General features: G+C 44.9%; 17 protein-coding genes and 6 pseudogenes. 10 read left to right on the top strand and 13 right to left on the bottom strand.

Features of this window, described 5'->3' with window-relative positions:
• Nucleotides 1-266 precede the first annotated feature (266 nt).
• The 7 genes and pseudogenes from UA76_RS25715 to UA76_RS16150 form a co-directional block, all read left to right on the top strand.
• Nucleotides 267-712 (top strand): annotated as a pseudogene (locus tag UA76_RS25715) (hypothetical protein); the annotation flags it as partial.
• A complete protein-coding gene (locus UA76_RS16175; protein WP_047048264.1) occupies nucleotides 704-1,252 on the top strand; it encodes a GGDEF domain-containing protein in 549 nt (182 codons plus the stop codon). The pseudogene UA76_RS25715 and the gene UA76_RS16175, both read left to right, overlap by 9 nt.
• An 84-nt stretch (nucleotides 1,253-1,336) precedes the next feature.
• On the top strand, nucleotides 1,337-3,364 hold the full coding sequence (locus UA76_RS16170; RefSeq protein WP_238322329.1) for a peptidase U32 family protein: 2,028 nt from the start codon (nucleotides 1,337-1,339) through the stop codon (nucleotides 3,362-3,364).
• Nucleotides 3,365-3,511: 147 nt separating this feature from the next.
• A pseudogene (locus UA76_RS16165) lies at nucleotides 3,512-3,909 on the top strand (ACT domain-containing protein).
• Between the two features lie 82 nt (nucleotides 3,910-3,991).
• Nucleotides 3,992-4,336, top strand: coding sequence for a hypothetical protein (locus tag UA76_RS16160; RefSeq protein ID WP_238322328.1), 345 nt, complete (start codon nucleotides 3,992-3,994; stop codon nucleotides 4,334-4,336).
• Between the two features lie 116 nt (nucleotides 4,337-4,452).
• Nucleotides 4,453-4,991, top strand: a pseudogene (locus tag UA76_RS16155) (hydrolase).
• A 184-nt stretch (nucleotides 4,992-5,175) separates the two neighbouring features.
• Nucleotides 5,176-5,616 carry an HAD-IB family phosphatase gene (locus tag UA76_RS16150; protein WP_238322327.1) on the top strand — a complete coding sequence of 147 codons (441 nt, stop codon included), beginning with the start codon at nucleotides 5,176-5,178 and terminating at the stop codon, nucleotides 5,614-5,616.
• 80 nt (nucleotides 5,617-5,696) lie between these two features.
• On the opposite strand, the pseudogene UA76_RS16145 reads toward UA76_RS16150, so the two are convergent.
• The 8 genes and pseudogenes from UA76_RS16145 to UA76_RS16110 all read right to left on the bottom strand — a co-directional run bounded on the left by UA76_RS16145 (nucleotide 5,697) and on the right by UA76_RS16110 (nucleotide 14,320).
• Nucleotides 5,697-6,796: pseudogene (locus UA76_RS16145) on the bottom strand (alkene reductase).
• A gap of 11 nt (nucleotides 6,797-6,807) precedes the next feature.
• On the bottom strand, nucleotides 6,808-7,194 hold the full coding sequence (gene gloA, locus UA76_RS16140; RefSeq protein ID WP_047048259.1) for a lactoylglutathione lyase: 387 nt from the start codon (nucleotides 7,192-7,194) through the stop codon (nucleotides 6,808-6,810).
• 262 nt (nucleotides 7,195-7,456) lie between these two features.
• Nucleotides 7,457-8,422 carry an ABC transporter ATP-binding protein gene (locus UA76_RS16135; protein ID WP_047048256.1) on the bottom strand — a complete coding sequence of 322 codons (966 nt, stop codon included), beginning with the start codon at nucleotides 8,420-8,422 and terminating at the stop codon, nucleotides 7,457-7,459.
• Nucleotides 8,419-9,240: an ABC transporter ATP-binding protein gene (locus UA76_RS16130; RefSeq protein WP_238322326.1), complete on the bottom strand. Its 822-nt coding sequence runs from the start codon at nucleotides 9,238-9,240 to the stop codon at nucleotides 8,419-8,421. Before UA76_RS16130 ends, UA76_RS16135 begins: the two co-directional genes overlap by 4 nt.
• Nucleotides 9,233-10,177: an ABC transporter permease gene (locus UA76_RS16125; protein WP_047048250.1), complete on the bottom strand. Its 945-nt coding sequence runs from the start codon at nucleotides 10,175-10,177 to the stop codon at nucleotides 9,233-9,235. The genes UA76_RS16130 and UA76_RS16125 overlap by 8 nt, the downstream gene beginning before the upstream one ends.
• A gap of 12 nt (nucleotides 10,178-10,189) precedes the next feature.
• Nucleotides 10,190-11,166 (bottom strand): annotated as a pseudogene (locus UA76_RS16120) (ABC transporter permease).
• A 151-nt stretch (nucleotides 11,167-11,317) separates the two neighbouring features.
• Complete coding sequence (locus UA76_RS16115; protein WP_202906954.1) at nucleotides 11,318-12,991, bottom strand: ABC transporter substrate-binding protein; 1,674 nt, start codon at nucleotides 12,989-12,991, stop codon at nucleotides 11,318-11,320.
• A gap of 288 nt (nucleotides 12,992-13,279) precedes the next feature.
• Nucleotides 13,280-14,320 carry a glycoside hydrolase family 3 N-terminal domain-containing protein gene (locus tag UA76_RS16110; protein ID WP_047048247.1) on the bottom strand — a complete coding sequence of 347 codons (1,041 nt, stop codon included), beginning with the start codon at nucleotides 14,318-14,320 and terminating at the stop codon, nucleotides 13,280-13,282.
• Nucleotides 14,321-14,479: 159 nt separating this feature from the next.
• Here UA76_RS16110 and UA76_RS16105 point away from each other — a divergent pair, with 159 nt between their 5' ends.
• A complete protein-coding gene (locus tag UA76_RS16105; protein WP_047048244.1) occupies nucleotides 14,480-17,863 on the top strand; it encodes an ATP-binding protein in 3,384 nt (1,127 codons plus the stop codon).
• Nucleotides 17,864-17,877: 14 nt separating this feature from the next.
• On the opposite strand, the gene UA76_RS16100 is transcribed toward UA76_RS16105, so the two are convergent.
• Nucleotides 17,878-18,879, bottom strand: coding sequence for a DUF3080 family protein (locus UA76_RS16100; RefSeq protein ID WP_052772077.1), 1,002 nt, complete (start codon nucleotides 18,877-18,879; stop codon nucleotides 17,878-17,880).
• Between the two features lie 319 nt (nucleotides 18,880-19,198).
• On the opposite strand from UA76_RS16100, the gene UA76_RS23710 reads away from it, so the two are divergent.
• On the top strand, nucleotides 19,199-19,354 hold the full coding sequence (locus tag UA76_RS23710; protein ID WP_157617654.1) for a hypothetical protein: 156 nt from the start codon (nucleotides 19,199-19,201) through the stop codon (nucleotides 19,352-19,354).
• A 56-nt stretch (nucleotides 19,355-19,410) separates the two neighbouring features.
• Here the strand turns inward: UA76_RS23710 and tnaA are convergent, their stop codons facing one another.
• The 3 genes and pseudogenes from tnaA to UA76_RS16085 all read right to left on the bottom strand — a co-directional run bounded on the left by tnaA (nucleotide 19,411) and on the right by UA76_RS16085 (nucleotide 23,918).
• Complete coding sequence (gene tnaA, locus UA76_RS16095; protein WP_047048241.1) at nucleotides 19,411-20,880, bottom strand: tryptophanase; 1,470 nt, start codon at nucleotides 20,878-20,880, stop codon at nucleotides 19,411-19,413.
• Between the two features lie 680 nt (nucleotides 20,881-21,560).
• Nucleotides 21,561-21,851, bottom strand: a complete 291-nt coding sequence (locus UA76_RS16090; RefSeq protein WP_047048240.1) for a DUF2218 domain-containing protein — start codon at nucleotides 21,849-21,851, stop codon at nucleotides 21,561-21,563.
• Nucleotides 21,852-21,912: 61 nt separating this feature from the next.
• A pseudogene (locus tag UA76_RS16085) lies at nucleotides 21,913-23,918 on the bottom strand (TonB-dependent siderophore receptor).
• A 125-nt stretch (nucleotides 23,919-24,043) separates the two neighbouring features.
• Between UA76_RS16085 and UA76_RS16080 the strand changes: the two are divergent.
• A complete protein-coding gene (locus UA76_RS16080; RefSeq protein ID WP_047048237.1) occupies nucleotides 24,044-25,021 on the top strand; it encodes a helix-turn-helix domain-containing protein in 978 nt (325 codons plus the stop codon).
• A 10-nt stretch (nucleotides 25,022-25,031) separates the two neighbouring features.
• Here the strand turns inward: UA76_RS16080 and UA76_RS16075 are convergent, their stop codons facing one another.
• Nucleotides 25,032-25,751 carry a substrate-binding periplasmic protein gene (locus UA76_RS16075; RefSeq protein WP_162198959.1) on the bottom strand — a complete coding sequence of 240 codons (720 nt, stop codon included), beginning with the start codon at nucleotides 25,749-25,751 and terminating at the stop codon, nucleotides 25,032-25,034.
• Nucleotides 25,752-25,964: the final 213 nt, after the last annotated feature.

Here is a 25,964-nt window from a genome sequence, read left to right as displayed (position 1 = left end):
TAAAGAAAACCTGCCAACATCGCGAAAAACGGTATTTGACAACTGTTACCTAAAACAGTTGAACCGAATGACGAGTTGATCGCAGCTTGAAGAAGAAGATCCTCTAACGCAGAATTAATCACAAAATTTATAAAACACACTAGTATTATCAGTTATGAAAATCATTTACAATTTTGAGACAAATTACGAACTTCATCATTATGTAACTTTACACATATGATCAATTGATAGTTTACTTACTATACACATAGCCACACAGTAGCCCCATGACAATTACTAACTCCAACTCCACTCATAAAAACCTAGTGTTGCAAGGCATATGCTTGGTGTTTGGAGGCTTTGCGCTCATTCTCAGCGTTATCAATTATGTCTTAACTGACAACTACGTGCTTTTTGTGAGTGAAGCGATTTTCGCTCTTTACTCAGGTTACATCTTCTATCGCATCAAATCTCGTAAAGTCACACCGCGCCAGATCGATGTATACAATTTGCTTCTCACCACCATTATTGTCTTTGGCGTTTCATCACTAAAGTCGACTCGGGCATCATATATTGGTCGTTTTTGCTACCTGCTGTTTACCATATTTTTTATACTAAACGCTGTGCGACTATGGCCTCTTTGTGTGTCTTTATCTGCCTCGGATTCATTCTGTGGGAGCGGGCCCCTTATATTAATACGTTCTCACTACTGAACTTTGTGTTTATGTATCTCGCAATTTGGGCTGTCTCTTTTTCTCATGAGATTAGCCGCGCTAAAATCCAAAATGCACTGGAAGTTGCCGCAATTACCGATCCATTAACACAGCTAAAAAATCGTCTTGCGCTTGAGTATGACTATGAAAAAGAACTGAAAAACAGTTCCGATGTACACGCGCTTTATATCGATATCGACCACTTTAAAAAAATCAATGATACATACGGGCACAGCATTGGCGATGAAGTGCTTATATTTACCGCCAACTTGGTCGAGAAAAGAATCGACCACGATTGGATCTATCGATTGGGTGGTGAGGAGTTCTTAATCCTTGTCAAAGGCAATCGGACAATGGCGGCCGATGTCGCTGAAAGCATACGTAAAGACATTGAAGATAGTGAGTTTCGCCACCAGCACCACTCGTTTTCAATATCTGCCAGCGTTGGCGTTGCGCCCATTAACAAAACGTTAGGCCTAGAAGCGGCTATTGATAATGCCGATTCTGCGCTTTACCAAGCGAAATCCGAAGGGCGAAACCGTGTATGTATATTCGCTTAAAAACATGACCGACTTCATATTTTTAAGGTAATTCCTACCAAAAATGCGTAGAATACCCCCTCATTTTTTGTGGGTGGGTAATTTGTGATTAAGAGTATTGTAAGTCATGGAACAGACGGCTTTACAAGGGATCAGTTTGAGTTATTAGCGCCTGGTGGTGATGTTGAATCCATTAAAGCTGCCATTGCGGCCGGAGCCGATGCTATCTACTGCGGGCTAGACAGGTTTAATGCTCGCAACCGCGCAGCCAATCTAACCATAGATAACCTCAAAGGCATTCTAACGCTCGCTCACCGAAATCAATGCCAGATATTTCTCACTCTCAATGTTCTGATTCTAGAGAGCGAGATTCCTGCCGTAATGCGCCTGCTGGCCCAGTTAGCAGAGACAGACATCGACGGCGTGATCATTCAGGATTTGGGTTTGGGATACCTAGTTAAGAAGCACTTCCCTAGCCTAGATGTCCACGCCTCCACCCAGCTCAACACGCACAATAGCGGTCAAATTGATTTCTTGAGCAAGCTAAACGCGAGCCGAGTCAATCTATCTCGTGAGTTAAACATCGATGAGATTCGTCATTTAAGTGAGTACGGGCGTGCGCGTAATGTACTGATGGAAGTCTTCGTTCATGGCTCCTATTGCATTGGTTTTTCTGGGCTTTGTTACATTAGTTCTGCGAGAAATGGTGCCTCTGGCAACCGCGGCCGTTGCAGTCAGCCATGCAGAGAGCAATATCAAACCACCTCACAAGGCTACAACTACCCGCTCAACATGAAAGACAACTCGGCCTTTGGTGACCTGCAAGCTTTGGCGGACGCTGGGGTCTATTCTCTCAAAGTCGAAGGACGCATCAAAAAGCCTCATTATGTCTTTACCGTCGTAGACAACTGGCGTAAGCAAATTGATCGTTTGTGCGATGGACAAGAACTCTCAAACAATACCGAAGAACTCTATACGGTTTTCAATCGCGATTTTACCAACGGCTTCTTGCAAGGTGAAATTGGCAAAAGCATGTACATCGACAATCCGCGCGATCATGCGGTTAAGCACTTCACCAAAATCTACCAATGTACGTCTGCAGAAAACGTGCAAACCGTGAAGAAGGCGCTGTATGACAAAAAAACGGACATCATAGAAAATGTCGCGGCCCGCACCGCTGGCATGGACATCACTTCAAGCAGCAAAGGGGCGAGTTTGAAAGGCGCTATCGATACGCCAACACTTGAGCCGCTAGAAAAGCACTCACGTTTTGAAAATCCACAGCGTTTATCTGTATTGATATCAAACACCGACGAAGCTTACCTTTCAGCACGAAATGATATCGACGTGTATTTTCAGTTGCCAATGGGTTTGAAAGCTGAGTTACCAAACTTGTTTGAGTTGTTCGAAGGCAACCCAAATTTGAAGCCATGGTTCCCTGCGATCTTGATTGGTGATGATTTCGAAGCGGCAAGAATGCTACTAGACAAGATAAAGCCTGAGCTACTGATCACCAACAACTCTGGTGTTGCGACAATCGCACAATCGCTCAATCTAAATTGGATTGCCGGCGATCAAATGAATAGCTGTAACTCTTACACGCTGAAATGTTTGCAAGAAGAATACACGGCGTCTGGGGCTTTCCTCTCCAACGAGCTAAGCAAAAAGCAGCTCAACTACATCCAACGCCCGAGCCAGTTCCGCGCGTTTTACAACGTCTACCACCCGAATACGCTGCTAACCAGTCGCCAATGTCTGTTCCAACAAACGGAAGGGTGCAAAAAGATCAAACTGAACAAAGGTTGTTTGCGTCGCTGTGATAAACGTACATCTATCCTAAACCTTAAAGATAACCCGTACGTGGTGGACAAACAGAAAGGCAGTTATAACAGTCTCTACAGTGATTTGAATGTCCTCAATTTAGATGTGTTAAGTGATCACTCTGACTTGTTCACCGATGTCATGATCGACCTAAGAGACATTCAAACAGAAACCAAACACCACGTAAGCAATGAGAAGCTGATTGACCTGTTCCTTGCTTTCCTTAGACAACCTAACCTCGTAGAGCATTTTGACACGCTGCAACAGGCCATTACGCCAACACGCAATCAACAATACAGAAAGGGCGTTTAACGCCCTTTTAAGTCCCAGTTAAGTATGACCTATGGAAAATTAAGATAATTAATTTCACTAATTTTCCATTTCTCCTTATTGTGGTCACAACCCACTCGCATTGGAAGCTGAATTCTAAGTAAGAAAGCTGAACATTAAGGAATAAAAATGACCGCCATTACCGACCTCGACACTCTACTTAAATCCATGTCTCCAAAGCTCATTGAAGGTGAATACGTATTTTGCACCGTCTCAGGCAACTGGCCGATTACATCAATCTCGATCCTATTGCGACATTCCGCGAGCAAGAGGGCTTAACCCTAGTACTGGAGCAGCAGAAAGCGATGGATGCAAATTTGAGTGTTGAGGGCATATTTAGCCTCATTACCCTAACGGTCCATTCGAGCCTTGAAGCGGTAGGGCTGACGGCTGCCTTTGCGACCAAACTCGGCGAACATGGTATCAGTGCTAATGTTATAGCTGGCTACTACCATGACCATATATTTGTACAGAAAGAGAAAGCACAAGCGGCGATGAACGCGTTACGTGAGTTTTCAGAGTCTTAGATTTTCTGATATAACTGACTGAAATGCATATCTATTGGTCACTATCATGAACTTCAACTTCAGCTTAAAAGGATTTGCTGTATTGAACACCCTCAAATTTGTCCTAATCGCTAACTTGATTGCCGGCGCTGTCGTGTTCGGCGTTGAAAAAAGCACGGGGTTCTTCGGATTCGAGTCTTGGTCGGACTATACGTTCTTTGTCTCCATAGCCATATGGGGCGTCGCCGCTCTATTTTTCATGTATCCACCCGGAGGTGGTTTTGGCGGCGATAAGGCTGATATCGCTGCAGACTCAATGGTAGACAGCATAGTAGCTAACGAAATTGACGATGACCGTATGTCTGATAACACGCGGTTTTGTATCAAGCTTGTCCTAGCTGGTTTACCCGCTTTTGCTATCTGTGTGTTTCCCATGATATTTGGCTGATCGTTGTTCCAAAATGATACTCACCCCTTAAATTTACAACTCTAATATTGGCTCTGTTTCTCAATGGGTTAGGCTAACTGTTCAGCGAGTCTATACAGCGTTTAGAGGACTACTTAATGTTAACCATAAACAACACCGGACTTATCATTGTTGATATTCAAGGGAAGCTGGCTCGGCTCGTTCACGACAGTGATACACTGATTGCCAACTGTGAAAAGCTGATTCAGGCGCAGCCATATTAAACTTGCCCATCATTCAGCTTGAGCAGAATCCTGACAAACTTGGCAGCACTGTAGATGAACTCAACGCTCATTTGCCCGACTCTTCGCCCATCTCCAAATTTACATTCAACGCCTGCGATACGATAGAATTTGTAGAAGCGTTGGAGGCGACTAAGATTGAGCATTGGCTGATCTGCGGTATCGAAAGCCATATTTGTGTGTACCAGACTGCTAGAGGCCTCATAGAGAAAGGGCTCAATGTAGAAGTGGTTAGTGATTGTGTGTCTTCTCGTACCCCAGACAACAAGCAGCTCGGTCTTGAGAGAGTGAGAGACAGTGGCGGCAAGATAACTGGCTTGGAAATGTGTTTATATGAGATGGTTCAAGACTGCCGAAAAGATGAGTTTAAGCAGATTTTAAAACTCATTCGCTAACAAAGGATAAAAATTTGAATCTCGCTCTGTTTGATTTCGATCGCACAATTACCACAGAAGACACGTTCACCAAATTCTTGTTTTATTCGACGCCCAAGCCTCGACTGCTCATTGGCCTTTGCCTTACCTCCCCATTATTGCGCTGTACAAACTTGGCCTACTACCCGCGAGCAAAACACGGCCAGTGGTGTCTAAAGTCGCCTTTTGGCTTCGCCGCCCAAGTGATGTGCAGCAATCTGCCCAAAAGTACGTGGAAGAATACATACCCACAACTCTGCGGGAAGAAATGCTAGAGAAAATTCGTTGGCACTCGGATCAAGGCGACGACATCTATCTAGTCTCTGCATCGCTCGATCCTTACCTCAGCCTTTGGTGTCAAAAGCAGGGAATAGCCTTGATCTGTAGCACGCTTGAGGTGCGAAATGGTCGATATACGGGTAACTATGTCAACGGTGATTGCAGCAAACAAAGAAAGGTCATCGGTATTCAGCAAGCTATTGATTTGTCATCATATTCAAAAATTTATGCCTATGGTGACACGGTCGAAGATCTACCTATGTTGGGCCTCGCTGACATCATGTATTACCAAGGTCAACCCATCACCGAGTTAGCTGACCTTAATTAGCTGACATTGACTAACTTTCATAAAACAAAACCCCGCGATTAACGCAGGGTCTGAATTAATCATATTCACAAGCTGATAAGCTAATCACCTTGGTAAGCTGGGTAGTCCAACAAGCCTTTTTCATTACCACCAAAAAGCGTTGCAGGATCGTGCGCTGCTAGTGGGTAATCGTTTTGAATACGACTTGGCAAGTCTGGGTTAGCAATGAATGGGCGACCAAAACCAACCATGTCTGCCAAACCACTTTCTAGCGCTTGCGCTGCCTTCTCAGTGTTGTAACGACCTGCGTAGATGATTGTACCTTTGTAAGCTTCACGTACGGCTGTCTTGAACTCAGCTGGCGTGTCTGGCGCGTCGTCCCAATCCACTTCTGCAATGTGCATGTACACCACATTCAGCTTATCAAGAAGCGCAGCCGCTGCCGTGTAAGTTTCTACTGGTGTTTTATCAACGGTACCGTTTAGTGACGTAAATGGAGCTAGACGAACACCTACACGATCTGCACCAATCGCTTGAGTCATGCTTCAACCACTTCGCCCAAGAAACGCAGACGATTTTCGATAGAACCACCATACTCATCAGTTCGGTTGTTTGCTTCTGAATCGATGAACTGGTTTACCAGATAGCCGTTAGCAGCGTGAAGCTCAATACCATCAAAACCTGCTTCAATCGCATTCAATGCCGCTTGGCGGTACTCTTCAATCACCTCTTTAATGTCATCTTTGGTCATTTCGCGAGGCTCAACCACGTCGACAAAGCCCGGTTCGTCACTGCCGTTATCGATGAATACTTTTACGTTTTCCGCTTTTAAAGCTGAAGACGAAATTGGCTGCTCACCACCAATGTTGTCTGGGTGCGTAACACGACCAACATGCCAAAGCTGAGCGAAAATCACGCCACCTTCTGCGTGAACTGCATCCGTCGTTTTTTTCCAGCCTGCAACCTGCTCTTGGCTGTAAATCCCCGGTGTCCAAGCGTAACCTTGGCCCATAGGTGAAATTTGTGTACCTTCAGCGACAATTAAACCTGCAGAAGCACGTTGAGCGTAGTATTTGGCCATCATGTCATTGGCGACATTGCCTGGCTGACTTGCACGAGAGCGAGTCATTGGCGGCATCACAATACGGTTTTGAAGCGTTAGCGAACCCAGCTGTACTGGTTGGAACAATGTATCTTTCATGACAAACCTCGTTATTTGCTCAACTGAATCAATTCGATTTGATAACCGTCTGGATCTTTAACAAAAGCGATGTGAGTTTCACCGCCTTTAAGTGGCCCTGGTTCACGAGTGATATTCCCACCCAGTGATCTGATTTGATCGCATGCTGCGTAAATGTCTTCACAACCCAACGCTAGGTGACCAAAAGCATTGCCGTGTTCGTAGCTGTCTGTATCCCAGTTGTAAGTCAGCTCGATAGTGGCTGAATCAGGATGGTCTGGATTACCGATAAACACCAAAGTGTATCGGTATTCAGTATTCTCAAAACGATCAAGCTCGCTCATACCCATGACTTTGGTGTAAAACTCGATCGATTTTTCTAGGTCAGCGACGCGGATCATTGTGTGAAGAAATTTCATGTTTTGCCTTCTTTGTTGGGCTTTTAAATAGCGCTTGATCAACGCTCAAACTTTTAAAAACAAGGTTATTGAGACGTAATGTAACGCCCAAGAAGGAAACCATGAAATTATCATTTATTATTGATTCAATAATATTTTATTATTATGAGCAAACCAGATTCCGCGATACCTATTACGTCCTATGTAAAACTGAGCCTTAAAAAAACCAAAAAAAGCGCCACTTAATCGAATAAGTGGCGCTTTGGTCGTGTAACCGGAACAACTACAAATTAATTAGGTCGCCTAAGTCTTTTTCCATCGCACCGTAGAAGTGATTGCCTTTGAACTGGTGATAGGTAGAGACAGGTTCAAAACTGGCTTCGCGGATTTGATTCGCTTTTGCCAATAACTCAGCACCTGTTTCTGTTGCCTCTTCAAAGCTCACATAAGGATTTGGGATCGCAGACAACAGTAACTTGGTATAAGGATGCTGAGGATTATCAATCACACTGCCAGTATCGCCGTACTCCACAATCTGCCCTTGGTACATGATGGCAATCTCTTCTGCAAAATAACGCGCTGTAGCAATATCGTGTGTGATGTAGAGAAAAGTAAACCCTTGCTCGTCTTTCAATCGTTTGAGTAGATCCAACACGTCCAATCGGATGGAGACATCCAACATAGACGTTGGTTCATCCGCTAAAATCACTTCTGCTCCAACCGCAACGGCTCGCGCGATAGAGACACGCTGCCTTTGACCACCAGAGAGCTGATGTGGAAATTTTGGTGCTGTAGACTCTGCATCAAGCTCAACCATTTCAAGCAACTCATTTACGCGAACTTTCGCTTCCGCATGATTCTTTACATGCTTGTGAGTCAGCAACGGCCTAGCAATATGATGATAAATTGTATGCGCAGGGTTGAGCGAACCATACGGGTCTTGGAAAATCATTTGAATCTGCTTTCGATAGTCCACCAGCGCTTGACGAGTATTGATTTCACTGATGTCTTGCCCTTTAAACAGCACCTCACCGCTGCAATGGTCGTGCATTTTGGTCAACAAGCGCGCCACTGTACTTTTTCCTGAACCACTTTCGCCAACCAACGCCATGGCTCGCCCTTTCTTGAGATCAAAGCTGACATTACGCAGTGCTTTCACTTCTTTTTTCTTAACTCCCTTCCCTGTATGGAAAGTTTTGGCCATATCTTTAACCGAGATTATGGTATCGCCACTGTTTAGATTAATCATGCCGTCGCCTCCTCAGTTTTCTGTTTCATTTTTTGCTCAAAAGCGGCTGGGATTGATTGCCAGAGTTTCTTGGTATAAGCATGTTGTGGGTTGGTTAGAATGTCTCTTGAAGCCCCCACCTCAACCAGTTCGCCTTTTAGCATTACACCAATTCGGTCACAAAGCTGGGTCATTAAACTCAGGTCATGAGTAATGAATAAAACCGAGAATCCGAACTGTTTTCTGAGGGCGTGCACTTGCATCAATATTTCACGCTGAACCACGACATCCAACGCTGTTGTCGGCTCGTCCATAATCAGCAGGTCAGGTTTTAATGCTAGACCTATAGCGATAACAATGCGCTGACGCATACCACCAGAGAACTGATGTGGATAATCCGACAGACGTTCAGGGGCAATGCCTACTAGCTTTAACAACTCGCGGGCTTTTTCAGCCGACTGCTCGCGATTGTAACCACGATGCTTCTTGAACATGTCGCGAAACTGCTCTTCAACCGTAATCACGGGGTTCAAACTGTTCATCGCGCTCTGGAACACCATACTGACTTTGCTCCAGCGAATGTCCGCCACCTGCTTATCAGTCATGGTAAGTGTGTCTTCACCGTTCAGCAGGATCTCGCCATCTGAAATATACGCAGGCGGTTGAAGCAGTCGACTAATGGCAAAGGCGATGGTGCTTTTCCCGCAACCTGACTCCCCTGCCAATCCGAAAATCTCGCCTTTCTTGATATGAAAATTCACGTTCTTAACCGCCGCGAACTCGCCATCCTCTAGTAAATAATCAACGCAAAGGTCTTTGATTTCTAATGTATTACTCATAGATAGCATCCTTTTTATCGAGATCAGGGTGCGACATTCTCGCCTGACGCTTACGCTCTTGGATCAGTTTTACGCGTTGCTTGAATTTCTTCATACCCGTGAAGGTACGTAAACGTGGGTTGGAGATTTCATCAATACCGAAGTTGAGCAGTGCCAAGCCTACGCCCAGTATTGCGATCGCCACACACGGCACTAACACTTCCCACCACGCGCCCACGATCAATGCGGATGTGTTTTGCGCGTTATAAAGCATGGTGCCCCAACTGACTGATAGTGGGTCGCCCAAGCCAAGGAATTCAATCGTTGCCTGAGTAATAATGGTGAAGATAATCGAGCCGAGGAAGTTCAAACCGATGATGGATGATAGATTAGGCAATATCTCCACAAATATGATTCGCCAAGCTGGTTCACCTGCCAGTTCACTGGCTTGAATGAACTCCTTATTACGTATCGACAATGTTTGCGCTCGGGTAACACGTGCGCCCCATGCCCAACTGGTCAAGCCGATAATCAAGGCGATAGTGAACGGACTCACCTCACCTATGAATGCAGCCAATACCAACAGCAAAGGCAACTGCGGAACTACTAGCGCCACGTTGGTCACTAAGTTAACGATGTCATCAAATTTACCGCCAAAGTAGCCAGCTGAAACCCCCAACGCTGTGCCAACTATGACGATAATGATCCCAGCACTGAAACCGACAGCAAGCGAGGTTGAGGTGCCTTGTATAAATTGATGATAAACATCGCGCCCCATGCGCGTAGTACCCATTACATGTTCAGCACTTGGAGCTTGGTGAGGCCTTGCAACACGTTTGTTCGCATCATGCTCAGTCAGTAGCGATGAAGACAATGCAATCCCGATGTAGAACAGCACAATCGATAGGCCAAACGCCACTTTCTTATTGCGCCCCAATAATTTCAAAAATCCTTTCATGATAACTTCCTATTATTCGCGGCGTAGTCGTGGGTCGAGATAAACGTAAGCAAGGTCGGCGGCAAAGTTTGCGCTCAGCATTGCAATGGTCATGATGAGTAGCTGACCTTGAATCACCGGATAGTCACGAGCAACTATCGCTTCAAATAGCGTATTTCCTAATCCCGGATAGTTGAAGACTACCTCAGTTATCAGCGAGCCCCCATCACTACTCCCACGGTCATGGCAAACGCGGTAATCGATGGAAGCAAGGCGTTTCGCGCACCGTAATTGAACATAACTCGTCGCTCAGAAATGCCTTTCGCACGTCCCATGACTATGTAGTCCTCACCAAGTAAGTTGATTAGGTTATTACGAATTGTCAGCAAGTAGCCGCCAATCTGGACAATCACTAGCGAGATAATAGGCATGGTGGCGTGATGCAAGACACTCGAAATGTATTCCCACGATAAAGCGGGATCTAGCTCAATATTGTAGGCGTATGAATACGGGAACCAATTTAGGGCGACACCGAACACAAACATGAAGGTGAGTGCCAATACAACGGCAGGGATTGACTGCAACACTAAAGAGAGTGGTGACAGAATCGTATCTAACCAACTACCGCGATTCCAAGCAGCGATGATGCCCGAGATTGAACCGATGAAGAAGCTGATCAAGGTAGATGTACCCACTAAGAAGAGTGTCCAAATCATTGAACGACCGATAACTTCACTCACTTGAAGTGGGTAGAACTTAACAGACACACCTAAGTCCCAAGTAAAAACGCTTTTTATGTAAGTGATGTACTGAAGATAAAGCGGCCCGTCGACAAAGCCGAATGTTTGTTTTAGAGACTCTAAGCTCTCTACGGGTAATGGGTTACCTTGCGATGCGAACATAACCATGATCGGATCGCCTGGCATTAACCTGGGCAAGAAAAAATTAAACGTAGCCGCGAAGAAAAACGCCAATGCGTAAAAGGCGAGGCGGCGAAGCACGAAATCCATAGCTCGCTCCCTAAGTAATACTGGAGTTAGTTGTAATGAGTTTTATCTTGAATGCGGCCAAGCAAGTGTCTTATTGGAGGAATGAGAGAACAATAAGGGTCAACTCGCTTGGCCAATGCGTTAAGAGCCGATTATGATTTCGGTTTAATGCTCAGAAGGTGCAGCAGACGCTCAGGCACTTCTGGTGTATCTGTGGACGCGCTACTGGGTTGTCGGCACTGAAGAACCCTTCAAATCGAGTCTCGTTGTACTGATACCAGATTGGGTTGTTGAACACAGGTACATACGGCATGTTCTCTGCAACCACTAGCTGAATGTCATCCATCACTTTGCGCTGCTTGTTGTTGTCGATAGTTAGGTAGAAGCTATCTAGCAACTTATCCAGTTCTGGCTGATTAAATCTCGTCGCAGAGAAGCGTGAAGCCCCTTCTTGGCTACTGTTAAACGCTGTGTTAAACATGTAGTGCGGCGTGATACCTGGGAAGTACGAGTTGATTGCGGCTTGGTAGCTGCCATCAATCAGAGCGGCAGTCCAAGCGGGTGCCTCAGGAGTTTGAACTTTAGCGTTCACCCCTACTTCTTGCATACCTTCAACAGCGATTTGAACGGTGTTCACCCAATCTGTCCAACCATTTGGCACAATCACGTTGAACTCAATCTTAGAGCCATCGGCATTGTTAATATAACCATCGCCTGTCGTGTCTTTAAAGCCTGCATCAGCAAGTAACTTCTTCGCAGCCTTAATGTTGTATTTGGTGTATTGACCAAACTCTTGATCAACTTTATCGTTATTCCAAACGTGGTACGCCGCGCCTAGACCTGACGGGTATTCGTTGATTGTTGGGTAACCGTAACCTGCAATGTTTACCATCGCTTGGCGATCCATAACCATGGACATTGCGCGGCGGAAATCAACGTTGTTGAACGCTTGATTGTTGCCTTCATGGTCAGACGCTAGGTTAAAGTTAAATGCCACCATGGATCCAGCCGGGAACCAGTATTTATGGTGGTCTTGGTCGCTAGCCACGTAAGTTTTATCGATGTCAGGTAGGAACGAACCAAACCAGTCCAACTCGCCGCGCTGGGCAAGTGCCAGTACTTGGTCATTATTTGCTAACTGTGGCAAACGCAGACAGTCGACTTGTAGGTTGTCATTATCCCAATAGTGTGGGTTTCGACATTGTACGTAAAGACGTGGCGTAAAACGCTCAATTTCCGTCATTGGGCCAGTGCCAACCGGGTTTTCATTAGTAAACGAGACCGGTTCTTCAACATCTTTCCATACGTGCTCTGGCACAACAGGTACTTGAACAATCTCGATAGCCGCCCCGCCATCAGGCTGGGGTAAGCTGAATTTCACCGAGTTTTCGCCGACCAGTTCAATGCCGTCAATACGCTCCCAAATCGAGCGATTATCAAGTGCACCGTGCTCTTTGATTAAATTGAAACTAAATAGAACATCTTTAGCCGTAAATGGCTTACCATCTGACCACTTCACCCCATCACGAATTTTGAACGTTACCGATTTAAGATCGTCTGCATATTCAATTGACTCAGCCAAACGATAGTGGACCTTACCGCCCTGCATGAGGTTGTAAATGGCCAACGGCTCATAAACAAACTCGTTGGTTGTCGGTAGAAAAGTCGTTTTATTGTAAGGGTTAAAGTTGCGTACCCAAGAGGTTCTCATTCGCGGTGCAATGTTCAGTACCGATTTTTCACTCGTGGCACCTGAGTTATCTGCAGCAGCAAGCGAAGGCATCATTGCAGCACCCGCTAAAGCACTTGCGATGGTCGAGGTTAAAAGAAGTCTCTTCATGGTCATTTTTCAGTTCCTTGAATTTCTCTGTTTTCATTATCGTGGCCCAATTCCTTACCGAGGGCGTAAGCAAGTTGGGCTGCGTGTTACAGCTCAAGGTCATTCAAGCATGTGTAATCCAAAACCAGCAAAGTAAAAACTCGTAAAACTAGCGTCAAAAACGTAAATATAGAATATAAGTAATTGTTTTAAATAAAATAAGTCAAATTTACACTTTACTAACAAAGCGCCATACTCATCACAGTTATGGCGCTTAAATAGATAAGTATTCCTAAATAGTTCCCTATGCTTTCACTAGCTTTCGAGCGCAAGATTCACATTTTTCATCAAGCGACTAATGTCGACATCATTGCCAACCTTCTCCTCAGCTGTCGTCAGCATAGAGCGCTCAAGTCTCGCAAGGCTCTCTTGGGAAAGTGGTCTTAAATTGCTCTCCCACTTAATCCAATCCTCGACGTCACCATGACATGACAACACTAAATCCACCCCAGCATCTTGTACCTGTTTGCAGCGCTCCTCAAGCGGCCCCCTCAAACTCTCCATATAGACGCAATCGGAGATTAGACTGCCAGTGAAGCCTATGCGCTTGCGAATCAAAGACTCCACTGTTTTCGCAGAAATAGAGGCGGGCTTATCGTCAACTTCAGAAATCACTAAGTGAGCGACCATAGCCATTGGGGCGTTATTGAGCTGTGTAAATGGGTAGAAGTCTGTTTTGTCCAACTCACTCAATGGCGCATCGATGACAGGTCGTGTTTTGTGGCTGTCCTCAGTCGCACGGCCATGACCGGGGATATGCTTGAGCATTGGCATCACGCCTGCATCCATATGGCCTTGTACATAAACCTTTGCCAGTTCCGCGGCGATTTTTGGGTCGGGATGGAAACAGCGGTTAGACATCACCGCATCGGCGCCGCTCACCACTAAGTCCAACACAGGACCACAGTTGGCATTAAATCCGAGTTCGGCCATTTCTGTCGCCATGGCAAGGCTAGTCTCGTACGCCGCCAATCTCGCCAAATCCAAATCCTTATCGGCCAGCTCCTTAAAATCTCCGTAGATTGGGTAACACTGCCACTCTTCGCCTTGAAGGTACTGGATACGCCCACCTTCTTGGTCTGTGGTGACCATCGCCAGCTCTTCTCCAACCGCCTCTTTGAAGGTTTGAATCACGTTCGCGAGCTGTTTTTTGGTAACGATGTTTTCACGAGTAATCATCAAACCAAATGGACGGTGTTCACGAATAAAAGCCAACTGTTGCTCAGTAAATTCAGTCCCAGGAAAGCCAATAACCAGCGCCGACCTTGAACGATTTGGAGGGTTGTTCGATTGCATACGTTTTCCTTGTTATTGCAGAGTACAAACCTATTTTTGCTTTGATTTGAACCAGTTCAAGAAATAAGGCCGATATTAACGATTTTTCTTTATTGTTCTCGGTAGCTCATAAAAACTGGCTTACAAACTTGTCACTTACACCACGGAGCTAGGTACAACTTGATCAGTCAGTTGCGAAACATCAGTTTTAGAAACAAGTTGATTCTGGTCTTCTTGCTCCTCTCTCTCGCACCTATGGTGCTGATTTCGAGTGTTTTTTACTCTTCATTTATCAAAAGCAATCAACAGCAGGTTTATGAGAACCTATTTTCATTGGCTCAAGCCAAACGTGCCGCTATTAATCAACATATCGAAACGCTAAAGCAGCAAATCTATCATCACAGCGACACCGACTTTGTCAGCTATTCAATGAGTCAGTTCTACGGCTTTCCCTACGCATTTAGGTTGATTGCCCCAGAATCAGAAACCGCTGCCAATATTCTGCGCACAAGCTATTTAGAGCATAAGAATTTTAAATCTGTGCCTATGACGGTTCCCGGTACATCTGGCAGTTACGAGCAGGTGCACAATCGATTTAACACAGGGTTCAGTCAGTTTATCGAGCGCAGTGAATTTAGTGATATCTTACTCGTCGACCTAAATGGACAGGTGCTATACAGCTACAATAAAGACGCTTATTTTGGCAGTAATCTCACCAGTTCAACGTTTAGTCAAAGCCCTCTTTCTGAAGCGTTCAGCCGCGCGCAGCAAGTCATTCCTTCCAACGACCCTGCAATTCATGGTGATCCCGACAAGGAAATCAGCCATTTTACAGATTTTCGCTTCGACCCTATTGTCGACCAGATGAGTGCCTATTTTATCTCGCCGCTGAACAACCATTCGCGAGTATCGGGTTACATCATTTATGTTCTGCCGAGCCAGTCACTCACGCACTTACTCACCGAGGTGAGTGAACTCGGCCCAGCCACTGAGGTGTATGTCGTTAATGAACAGTCTCAGGCAATTTCTGATCTGATGCATCCCCTTCCCTCTTTTTATGATAATGAGATTGAGGATGCCCAACCCACTCGCCTTGATCTCGAAACCATAAAACGAGCGCAAAGTGGCGAAGAGGGTGTCATGAGCACATTCAACTATGTGTTTGAGCCTGTACTGTCCGCTTATGGATTTGTAGATATCGGTGATCTACGTTGGTCGATCGTGGTGGAGCAAGACGAGAGTCAAGCTCAGGCAACCAGCCGCAAGTTTGGCCAACAAATCATTCTCATCGGCGCTCTGTTTGTCGCCGTGGTTGTTGGCATGATCTACTGGCTGTCACGCTCGCTAACTCAACCTCTTGATTCCTTGATGAACGCTACCGAATCATTGACCTATGGGGAAACTCTTCCACCAATTGTTGGCGCGCACCGCAAAGATGAAATAGGACGCTTGGCCTCACGATTTGACGTCATGGCAAAAGCGGTTCGACGCCAGATAGAAGTCATAAACGACAAAAATAAGCAGTTAGAAGAGAAAGTCGAGCTTATCGACAACCAAAATAGTGCCTTAATCCACGCCGACAAAATCAAAGATGAGTTTCTTGCCAATACGTCCCATGAACTGCGAACACCCTTAACAGGCGTCATTGGTATCGGTCAATCTATGATGGATGGCATAGCCGGCCCACTTGAGACAAAGCAAAAACAGCAGCTTTCTATTATGTTGAGCGGCGCTCAACGACTCTCTCACCTCGTCGATGATCTGCTCGATTTTCATAAGATCAAAAACAACAAGCTCAGAGTCGAGCTCGGTGCTGTTGATGTCAAACGAAGCATGGAGAGCGTTGTCTCTCTTTCTCAATCATTACTTGGCGATAAAGAATTAAAGGTAGAGTTAATTTCCCCACCCGAAAAGCTGATTGCTTATGCCGATACTATTCGACTTGAGCAAGTGGTGCACAACTTACTGAGTAATGCGATTAAGTTTACCGAGTCAGGTACGATTACCGTAGCATTAACTCAGCCTTCCTCTCAGCAAGTGGCTATCTCTGTTACCGATACTGGAATTGGTATTGAAGCAGACCATCATGACGATATTTTCGATCCTTTCACGCAGGTGAACCTAGGCAACACTCGCTCTAAGAATGGCAGTGGCTTAGGCCTGGCTATATCTTCGCAGCTGGTGACATTGATGGGAGGTCAGCTTAAGGTAGAAAGCCAACTTGGTGAAGGAAGCTGTTTTAGCTTCGATCTGCCACTGATTGACCAAGCACAGCTTGAAGAAAACCATCAGTGTGAAGGCCCTGATTCGACCCACTATCAATGGCCGTCTTATGCGAGTCATTTAGAAACTGATCTCATTGAGAGTAATCAGGAAGGCCAGAGAGCATCTAGCCTAGGCACGATACTTGTGGTTGACGATGAAATGCTTAACCTTCAAGTTCTCCATAACCAGCTAAGCCTTGCGGATTATCAAGTCATACTGTTTACCGATGGGCACCAAGCTTTGGACTATCTGAATCACAATCGTGTCGACCTCATAATACTTGATCTCATGATGCCGCAGATCAGTGGTTTATCGATGGCAAAGAAAATTCGCGAAGACGAAAGGCTGTCAAGCCTGCCTATTTTACTCCTAACCGCAAAAGGGCAAACGAAAGACTTACTACAAAGCTTCGAATCTGGCGTGGACGACTACCTACGCAAACCGTTCTTGCAGCATGAATTACTGGCGCGTGTCAGCCATCTGCTAAAAGCGAATCAAGCAGAAAGGAACTTGGAAGAGAACCGCTTGCTCAAGCTAGAAGTTGCGAAGCACCTCGAAACAGAGGCGCATCTCAAAGCTGGTCAGGGGAGAATGCAGCAATTGCTCGAAAAAATTGATGATGCGATCCTAAGTGTGAACACGTTTAATCAAGTGACTTTTGCTAATCCAGCAGCACTGACGACCTTTGGCGTCGAATACCAAGAGTTAGTAGGCTGTGATATTAATGACTTCATTCGACAACAAGATGGCCAAGCGTTTAACTTTAGCCAGCACACCGCCCCTAATGATGAGCAAAGAGATCTATCTAGACATAGTACAATTGAGCTTCACTTCAAAGACGGCAAGGTACAGTCAGTTTCTGCGCAGCTATTTAAGACAGGTCACGCACAAAATATTGAATGGCACATACTGATTACTGTCTCTTCTGCCGCCCATTCAACAGCGGCATATCTCGAACAAACAGACAATGCTTGCCTAGAATCGGAATACCGTAAGAACCTTGTTACCATCATGAACGATTCACTAACGGTTTGGCAGGAATCAACAGGTGGCTCAAAAGTCACACTTGCAGAGCAAAGCAAGATTTGGAGCGTTTACCTCGATAGAAGCTCGGCGCAAACCCGCACCATGGACAAATATTTCCTAGAGCAGACGTTGCCGAAAAAACCACGCTGGCGAGATGTTCTGCGCACTGCAAGCTACGTTGCACATCACGCAGATAAAACCGAACACCAAGACATTCTAGCCCGTATAGCCAGTACCAGTAACAAAGTTAGAAGCTACTTAAATGAGCGTTGAACCGACTCACTGCGTTAGCGACAGCGCTCGGATAGTTGTTTCCAGTGATCAACATGCGCCAAAATCTCACGATGAAAAGCAACGTGGTATTGCTCTAAGCTCAATTGATAACTGAGTGCATCGGACTTAAAAACACCCGCCGGCTTTTGAAACTCGTAGTAGAGCTGATTTAGTTTTGCCAATTTAGGTTGTATCGCTTCAATATATTGCTGATGCATAACATTGTTGAGATACTCGAATTGTGTATTGTCACGCTTAGGCCCACAGGTCACGTTAGGGAAATTCGCTTGGATAAACTCATTGAGCTCAGCAAGCTCAAACGTCGCAGATTCTAGTGAGTACACCAATCGCCCCAATCCACCCTGCTTTTCGAGTGTTTCTTGGTGACGAGTAAGGCTCGGAATTTTGTCCCACTCACCTCGTTCGGCAAAGATAAATGCCGACTCTATTGTTGCTAACGACTCTTGCACTTGGCTGCTGTGGTGTAAGTCCGAATCCGACAGCCAAACGTACCCTGCCCATTGGGCTTTCATTGCCTCTGAGGTCCAAATCAGATTGGAGAGGTAAACACTATTGAGCTCCTGCTGCTTCAACACAAGCGCTTCTGACAAGGTTACTTTAATGTTTTCATTGAGTGACTCTTGTTTTAAACATTTTATTGCTGTTGTAATGAATTTAACTTGGTAGTCATACAGACGGAAGGGGTCGGAAACTTTGCCAAGAATCGAATTGCGCTCTGATATCAACTCCAACAAACCGCAGTTTCTCAACTCATAACTGTCTAGCAGGCCAATCGTAACCGAAGATGGCTCTCGATAGAGCTGTCGTGTGGAAGGCAAAGAAAAGTGGGTGTGTTCACCTGCTTCAGGTACTGGCGTGTCCAAAACGTTGGCAAGGCGCTGTTTGTATTTCTCGAATGGAAGAACACTATTTTCCGTGCAAGCCATCATTGCAACCGGAACCAGCATAAAAAAGGCCAAACGCACTTTAGGGTTCTTTAACAAAGCTTGATGCACATATCACTCCAATATCATGCTAGCTAAACTTTAGGGCACCACTTATAAGAGGTTTATTCCATTCCTAGTTAATTATACTAACTCGCTCTCTAAATAGTTCATACTCATGACAAATATAAGCACGAGTCAACAATAAGTATGATAAATAGTTAATATTATCAATACCTTAAAAAACCCATCAACCTTGAATCAAGATCACAATTATTAAACCAATTGCCTATAAAGCAATGACCAATGACTACACTCAAAGAGCAATAAGGAAGATAAAGAGCGTGATGGGAGTAACCCATCCTGTGTTAGCAAGTTAAAGGATTAACTTATGAAAAAGATTATGTTCTCTCTTATTTTGGTAGGTTTCGTTGCAGGTTGCTCATCAACGATGCAGTTTGCCCAAGTAAACTCTGAAACAAACAAAGCGTTTCCTAACAGCCCTGTCAGTGATGAAGTGACCATGCATCAAGTGTTTGGTCAATAAAACGAATTCGCCCCCTAGCGAAAACTTTTGCGCCTCAACATGTTGAGGCGCTTTTTTTAGCTCATGACATCTTCACGCTTTGGATTTTGGTAAATATCCAGAGCTTGACTGTCTGCCTCTTGGAATCGAGCGGTAAAATGGCGCAATACTTCAGGCTCATAGGTGAAATCTAATCCCTTAACGTTGGGCGCATTCTGCTTCACTTTCTCAAAAGCCTCGATAATAAAGTCCATATGTGTTTGTGTGTAAGTCGCCCTAGGTATCGTTAAACGTAGTAATTCGGCCGGCGAGCGCAACTGCTCCTTAGTGACAGGGTCACGGCCAAGCAGTAGTGAACCTATCTCTACGGCACGAATCCCAGCCACTTTGTACAGCTCACAAGCTAACGCGTGTGCCGGAAACTGAGTGGCTGGAATGTGAGGTAACAGCTTACCCGCATCCACAAACGCCGCATGACCACCCGCCTGCTGGCAAACAATACCCAATCTCTCTAACCCATCAACCAAATATTGAATTTGAGCAATGCGATACTCGAGCCACTCTTGTCTCATGCCATCATATAGGCCAACTGCCAATCGCTCCATCGCACCACCTTCAAGCCCGCCATAGGTTGGAAAGCCCTCTTGAACCACGCACAAAGTGCGACACTCAGTGTACACATCCATCATTGATTCGTCTTTGAAACACAATAGCCCTCCCATCTGCACCATTGCATCTTTCTTTGCAGACATGGCAAGCCCATCAGCATACTTATACGCTTCTTTGGTAATCGCTTGGATGCTCCAATCTTTATAGCCTTGTTCGCGTTGCTGAATAAAGTACGCATTCTCTGCAAATCGCGCTGAATCCATAATGACAGGAATATCGTATTTTTTTGCAATCTCATACACCGCTTTCAAGTTGGCTATCGAGACTGGCTGTCCACCAGCAGAGTTACACGTAATGGTACTCACGATATAAGGCACATTTGCGGGCTCAGCGTCGATGATCGCTTGCTCTAACTTTTCAAGATCGAAGTTGCCTTTAAAATCAGCATTAACGGACGTATCGAACGCTTCTTCGGTATAGACGTTTTTAGCCACGCAACAGTTAATTTGGGTGTGTCCCTGGGTGGTGTCGAAGAAGTAATTCGATAAAGCCACCATCTTTTCTCGATCAAGCCCTTTTTCTAACTCGCGCTTTTTGATTAAGACTGGAATATAGATTTGCTCAGCGCCACGTCCTTGGTGAGTTGGCATTGTTAACTCATAACCAAAGATGTCTTTTACCGCATCGGCAAGTGCATGATAGCTTCGGCTACCACTGTACGCCTCATCACCCATCAACATCGCCGCCTGCATATTTTGCGTAATCGAGCCCGTGCCGCTGTCTGTCAATAGGTCGATAAACACATCTTCACTGTCTAACAAAAATGGGTTCATTCCCGCTTTCAAAATCGCCGCTTCTCGATACTCTCTTGTCGTGCGTTTAACAGGTTCAACAACTCGGATGCGAAACGGTTCTGGTAAGTGCTTGAAATTATCCATAGTAACCTCTTTATTATCGTCTCAAGATAACTGTTTCGGCTGTCAATATTCAGGAAGAAAGTTATTGAAAATGTTTGAGACGAAGAAATACCTGAGCCAAAAATATAAGGCTCATTGAATACTAGTGAGTAGATTTAATTGTTCTGTTCAAACAATTCACGACAAACCATAATTAATATGGCTCGCGACTGCTCACAGATTTAACAGCGCACTCTTGAATAAGGGTGGCTGCACAAGGAATAGGAGGTGACTATTCTGAAGACAGGCGGAATGAGAGCTGATAGTCACGTGTATACCACGCTGACTGAGTCAGCCAAGAAGTAGATTGCCATTTTAGGTACATATTCATCGGATGTTCCTATCGCTCATGTCCCTACCAACTATTAAGGAGGGTTCACCGTAAAACATATACTAGTATAGGTAGCAATTCTCCAACTTTCACTATTAAGTGTGATGTCAGTATCAAATATTTCATCACAAGAATCGGTTAATAGAATTAAAACAAGCTACATAATTAATGACTATGAAACGACTATCAGTCAGCGATATTAATATAGAAATCTCAGAACCAATATATTTACAATATTTAATAAAATAGCCACGCGAGCCCATAAAGGACGGACTGGTTTAACAGACTCGCGCAGCTAAAGCTTTAGACCATTGTTTCTATAGTTAGGTCTTTATACGGACTGCCAAGTTAGCTGAATAGGCTCTCGTCGGGAAAACATCTCTACATGACTGGCGATGATAGATTTCTGCATCTCTAGCTTTTCAGAATCCTCTGATTGACACACAATCACTAGCGAACTGCTTCCTTCGTCAAAGCGCATTTTCGTGCTGCCGACTGGAAACTCAACGCTGCCTTCTGTATCGCTCCAAGTCGCAGGCACTTTTCGTGCGAAGTGTCGGCATAGGGTAACTAAGTATTTAGCTGCATGTTCCGATTGGATCGATGTTGTTTCTGTGTACATATTGCCTCTATGTAAAAAACGGCTCCTCGCGAGAGAAGCCGCTTCGATTCTTATTTAGTAATTAGTATTGGTAAGCTAAAGAAAGCTTGTAGTTACGGCCCGGTTCGTAATCATCCAAGGTGTGGCCACGAGCTTCGCCCGATCGTGAGGCATGAGATGTGTATGTTTCATCAAATAGGTTATCAATACCGAATGTCACAGACAGCCCATCAATATCACTTGGTAACCATTGCGCGTATAGGTTGTGAACGTCATAACCTTCTTTAATAGGGGAACCTTCAAACACGTTATCCTCATCTTTCACGATAATGGACGTCCAACCAAACAAGGTATCAATTGAATCTGCTTGGTAATCAAGTGCTAGGGAAATGCTGTCACCTACGTCCATGCTGCGACCGTTGCCGCCCGCTACTGGACCACCGTTGGTTTTGTCTTTCATATCAGACTTAGCATAAGAAAGCTTACTGTTAAATACTTCATAACCATAAGAGACCGATGCTTCAAAACCTTTAATCTCAACATCACCTAAGTTGTAGATTTCGTAGCTACCACCAGCGCGGTTGAACGACTCTGTAACGTAATCGTCGATGTCTGTTTGGAATACCGTCAAGTTGGCACCAACAAAGTGTTCATCAAAGTACTTGTCGAATTTCACGCCACCTTGTGAGTTCAAACCTGTCTCAGGTTTAATGTCATCCGCTAAGTAAGCAACGTCTTGATAACGAATGTAGGTTTCAAGCAGTTCAGGGCCTTTGAACAATGAACGTGCGCTTGCAAATAGAGTGATATCTTCAGTCACACCCCAGTCTGCGCCCAACGCCCAAGTCACTTCGTCAAACGTCTTGTTCGATGTCATCGCTTTGCGTTCAACTTCTTCAAAACGCAAGCCTGCTGTAACCGCGAAGTTTGGAACAAGGTAAATCTTATCTTCCGCAAACACAGCCGTCGTCACCGTGCTTTCCTTCATAAACTCAGTGCCGCTATAGCTGCTAGAGGTTTCTTGGTCGATGTAATCAGCACCGTAAGTCACCGTGTTTTCAAATGACGCTAACGTGAAGTCAGTTTGGAACTTGGCATTGATACCCGAGTTATTGTTGTCAGCTGTGTTTACGCCAACGCGAGGAGTTGGCCAAGCCGGAGCCATCACTGACTCATCACGAGAAATATCCGTTTCGCTAGAATATACAGCCACCTTACCCTTAGCTGATTCACCCGTAAGTTCATAACTCAAAGTAAACGTATTACGGTCGTAATCTGTTGGGATCAGCTTATCTTTAGAAAGCCCAACGTTTGCACTGCCGGCCATATCAGGACGTGGACTGTAATCGCCGCTATCTCGGTACATATCGAAAGATAACTCGAATCGGTGTGCATCGCTTGGTTCAAACCCGATTTTGGCTAAGATGTTAGATACATCGCCTGCGGCGCCGAATGTCTCAACGCCATCACCGTCTTTGAAGTTTTCTCGTGTTACGTAGTGACCATATACCATGGCATCGACGTTTTCACCCAACATGCCGTAAAGCGTCAGAGAGCCTTGTTGCTGTCGTTAGATGCATAGGCACCAAACAGTCGCGCACCGAAGTTTTCGTCGTAGCGGAGTAAGTCTTTTGCATCTTTCGTTTCAAAGTAGACCGAACCACCAAGACCGCCTTGCGTCACAGAGTTGTTACCCACTTGGATATCTGCGGATTTTAGAATGTCTGGGTTTAATGTGAGGTTACCAATGTGGTGAAACATATTTGCATGTTGCGATGCACCATCCAGACGAATGTCCAAGTCCGTTTCACCCAAACCACGGATTGTGATGCGCTGGTTTACCGAGTGAGTACCACCCACATCAACACCAGGAATATCACGCAATAGATCCGACATGTGATCCGCTTGTTTCAGCGACATATCACCTGCCAGAATCGATTCACTGCTACTGGTCACTTGCGTGCCCCATACCGTCATTTTTTCTACATCTGACGTGTTTTCTTGTGCAACGACCGGTACTGATAGCGCTAAGCCAATCGCCATAGACAATACCGTGGGTTTAACTGTTACATGTTGCAACCTTTCCATGAACTCTTTCCTGCTTAAAATAAATGTTAATGATAATAATTCGCAGTTATGATAAGTTTCATTTCTATGAATAAAAAGCCTCTTTACCTATGCGGAAATGCACATGGCTTATTAGGAATGGTCAGATGGATTTGAATTATCAAAAACGCCGTAAACCCACAACAGTGGCGTTAACTGAGAAAATTGAAGAAACAGAAAAGCAAGTCATCGTCTCTCGTGGCACGAAAAAGCCGGCGGCGTTGGTGGAGGGAGACTTCTTATCTTATCGTTACAGTGAAAGCATTTATCTCCATGGAGGCGAGAGTCGAGAACTGACAGCTTCTCATGTTATCTCAAGCGCTATGCCCTCCCTTAGTATCGTCATTCTTCTAAAGGGCGAGCTCAAATTTGGTTTCGATAACGCCAACTTTTATTTAAATGCTGAAGAACGACCAACGGGTACCATTGTGAACTTGGCAAAGCCGGTAAGTTTCCACCGCCAGTTGATTGCCGATAACGAAGTCAGAAAACTCAACATATCCATCAAACCAGATTGGATACGTCGCCGCTTACCCAACGACTCTATGTTTTACGAGTTCATAGAAAATCATCTCGGATCTCATGAAATCGATGTGAATGAAGACATCGCTATGCTAGCTAACAGCATGATAAACAATAACTGCCCTCAAACCTTCGAAGCCAAACTAGAACTTGAATCCCATACCCATCAGATGTTGCACCAAGTTTTTAGCCAGCTTCCGCAAATGAAAGAGGCCAAACCAACAGGAGCGACGACCCATCACGGTGATGAAAAGATTGAAAACGTTATTCGCTATATCGAAACGCATCTGTCGCAAGAACTGAGTTTAGAAACACTAGCCGACAAGTTTTCTATGAGTGTATCTAGCTTGCAGCGACGGTTCAAACAGACCAGCAAGGTAACAATTAATGGTTACATTCGCCATCGCAGGCTAGAGATCGCCAAGCATAAGCTTGAAAGAGGGTTAATGGGGATAACAGAAGCCGCTTATGAGGCGGGCTATCAACACCCATCCAATTTTACCAATGCATTTAAACGTGCTTTTGGGGTTCCGCCTCATAATATTAGCAAGCGGCGACCATAGAGCGACTCCTTTAAAGCTTATTTAGGTAAGGCATCGTTTGGTATAAGAGTTCCTTGTATCGGCCACTACTTTTCATATCACGTAAAGCTTGCTCAAGTTGAGGGACAAGTGCTCTGTGTTGTTTATGTAAGTATGGGTATGACAAATTACTGCCTATTTCCGCTACCACATGAATAGTTGGTTCTTGCTTAAAGCTAGTATGCAGTATTCTATTCCCGATTACTTCCAAAACAACAAATAGGTCTGACCGATTCTTCACTAATTTCATAAACCCTTGATGAGGATTATCTACTGCCCTAAGGTTGCGTACATCAACCACCGATTCAAGGTGCTTTTGACTCCAAACTGAACCTGAAAGATAGTCTACTTTGAAGTCAGTATTACGCAACGACTCGAGGTCATCGAGTTTTAATGTTGGATCCATTGAATAAGCCAAAGTTCGATTAGTAAAAATAGCTTCCTCTACTCTGACTTGGTTTGGACTTCGTTGCGCATAGCCATATACTCGTTGAGGTTCCCCATCTAGCCTTCCGTGATCAGCCATCTGTGTCGCACGTGCACTGGGAAGAAACTCATAATCAAATTGAAAGCCTATTGCTTCAAATGCTTCAGTATAAAGTTTTAGGTAAAATTCATATTGAGGGTTAACAGCTGGGTCCTTATTGAAGGCCATTGTAATCGTATTTTCAGCACTCAAAAACGGTGAATACAACCCTACGACTAACCACACATACTTCTGCAAATATTTCGACAGCATTACGATGAAACCACTGTTCGGCTAAGTTACTAGTAATTGTAGTTTTGATCTAATTGGAATCAATTTATTCAAAGAAAAATATCAACTTAATTGAAATTCATACCGCTATATCAAAGTGATTGATAAACTTTGGACAAGACGAACACTCAAGGCAATTGCATGAACGTAGGAGGTATGAATATAAAG

The organism is Vibrio mexicanus, from assembly GCF_001012815.1.
Taxonomy (GTDB): Bacteria; Pseudomonadota; Gammaproteobacteria; order Enterobacterales; family Vibrionaceae; genus Vibrio; species Vibrio mexicanus.
The sequence above is the reverse complement of the archived record's forward strand: the minus strand, read 5'-3'. Positions and strand labels throughout refer to the sequence as shown.

Bases quoted from the DNA above. Each gene is read 5' to 3' on its own strand.
- UA76_RS16175 (WP_047048264.1), top strand. From the start codon at position 704: ATGTATCTCGCAATTTGGGCTGTCTCTTTTTCTCATGAGATTAGCCGC.
- gloA (WP_047048259.1), bottom strand. From the start codon at position 7,194: ATGAAATTTCTTCACACAATGATCCGCGTCGCTGACCTAGAAAAATCG.
- UA76_RS16135 (WP_047048256.1), bottom strand. From the start codon at position 8,422: ATGATTAATCTAAACAGTGGCGATACCATAATCTCGGTTAAAGATATG.
- UA76_RS16130 (WP_238322326.1), bottom strand. From the start codon at position 9,240: ATGAGTAATACATTAGAAATCAAAGACCTTTGCGTTGATTATTTACTA.
- UA76_RS16125 (WP_047048250.1), bottom strand. From the start codon at position 10,177: ATGAAAGGATTTTTGAAATTATTGGGGCGCAATAAGAAAGTGGCGTTT.
- UA76_RS16115 (WP_202906954.1), bottom strand. From the start codon at position 12,991: ATGACCATGAAGAGACTTCTTTTAACCTCGACCATCGCAAGTGCTTTA.
- UA76_RS16110 (WP_047048247.1), bottom strand. From the start codon at position 14,320: ATGCAATCGAACAACCCTCCAAATCGTTCAAGGTCGGCGCTGGTTATT.
- UA76_RS23710 (WP_157617654.1), top strand. From the start codon at position 19,199: ATGAAAAAGATTATGTTCTCTCTTATTTTGGTAGGTTTCGTTGCAGGT.
- tnaA (WP_047048241.1), bottom strand. From the start codon at position 20,880: ATGGATAATTTCAAGCACTTACCAGAACCGTTTCGCATCCGAGTTGTT.
- UA76_RS16090 (WP_047048240.1), bottom strand. From the start codon at position 21,851: ATGTACACAGAAACAACATCGATCCAATCGGAACATGCAGCTAAATAC.
- UA76_RS16080 (WP_047048237.1), top strand. From the start codon at position 24,044: ATGGATTTGAATTATCAAAAACGCCGTAAACCCACAACAGTGGCGTTA.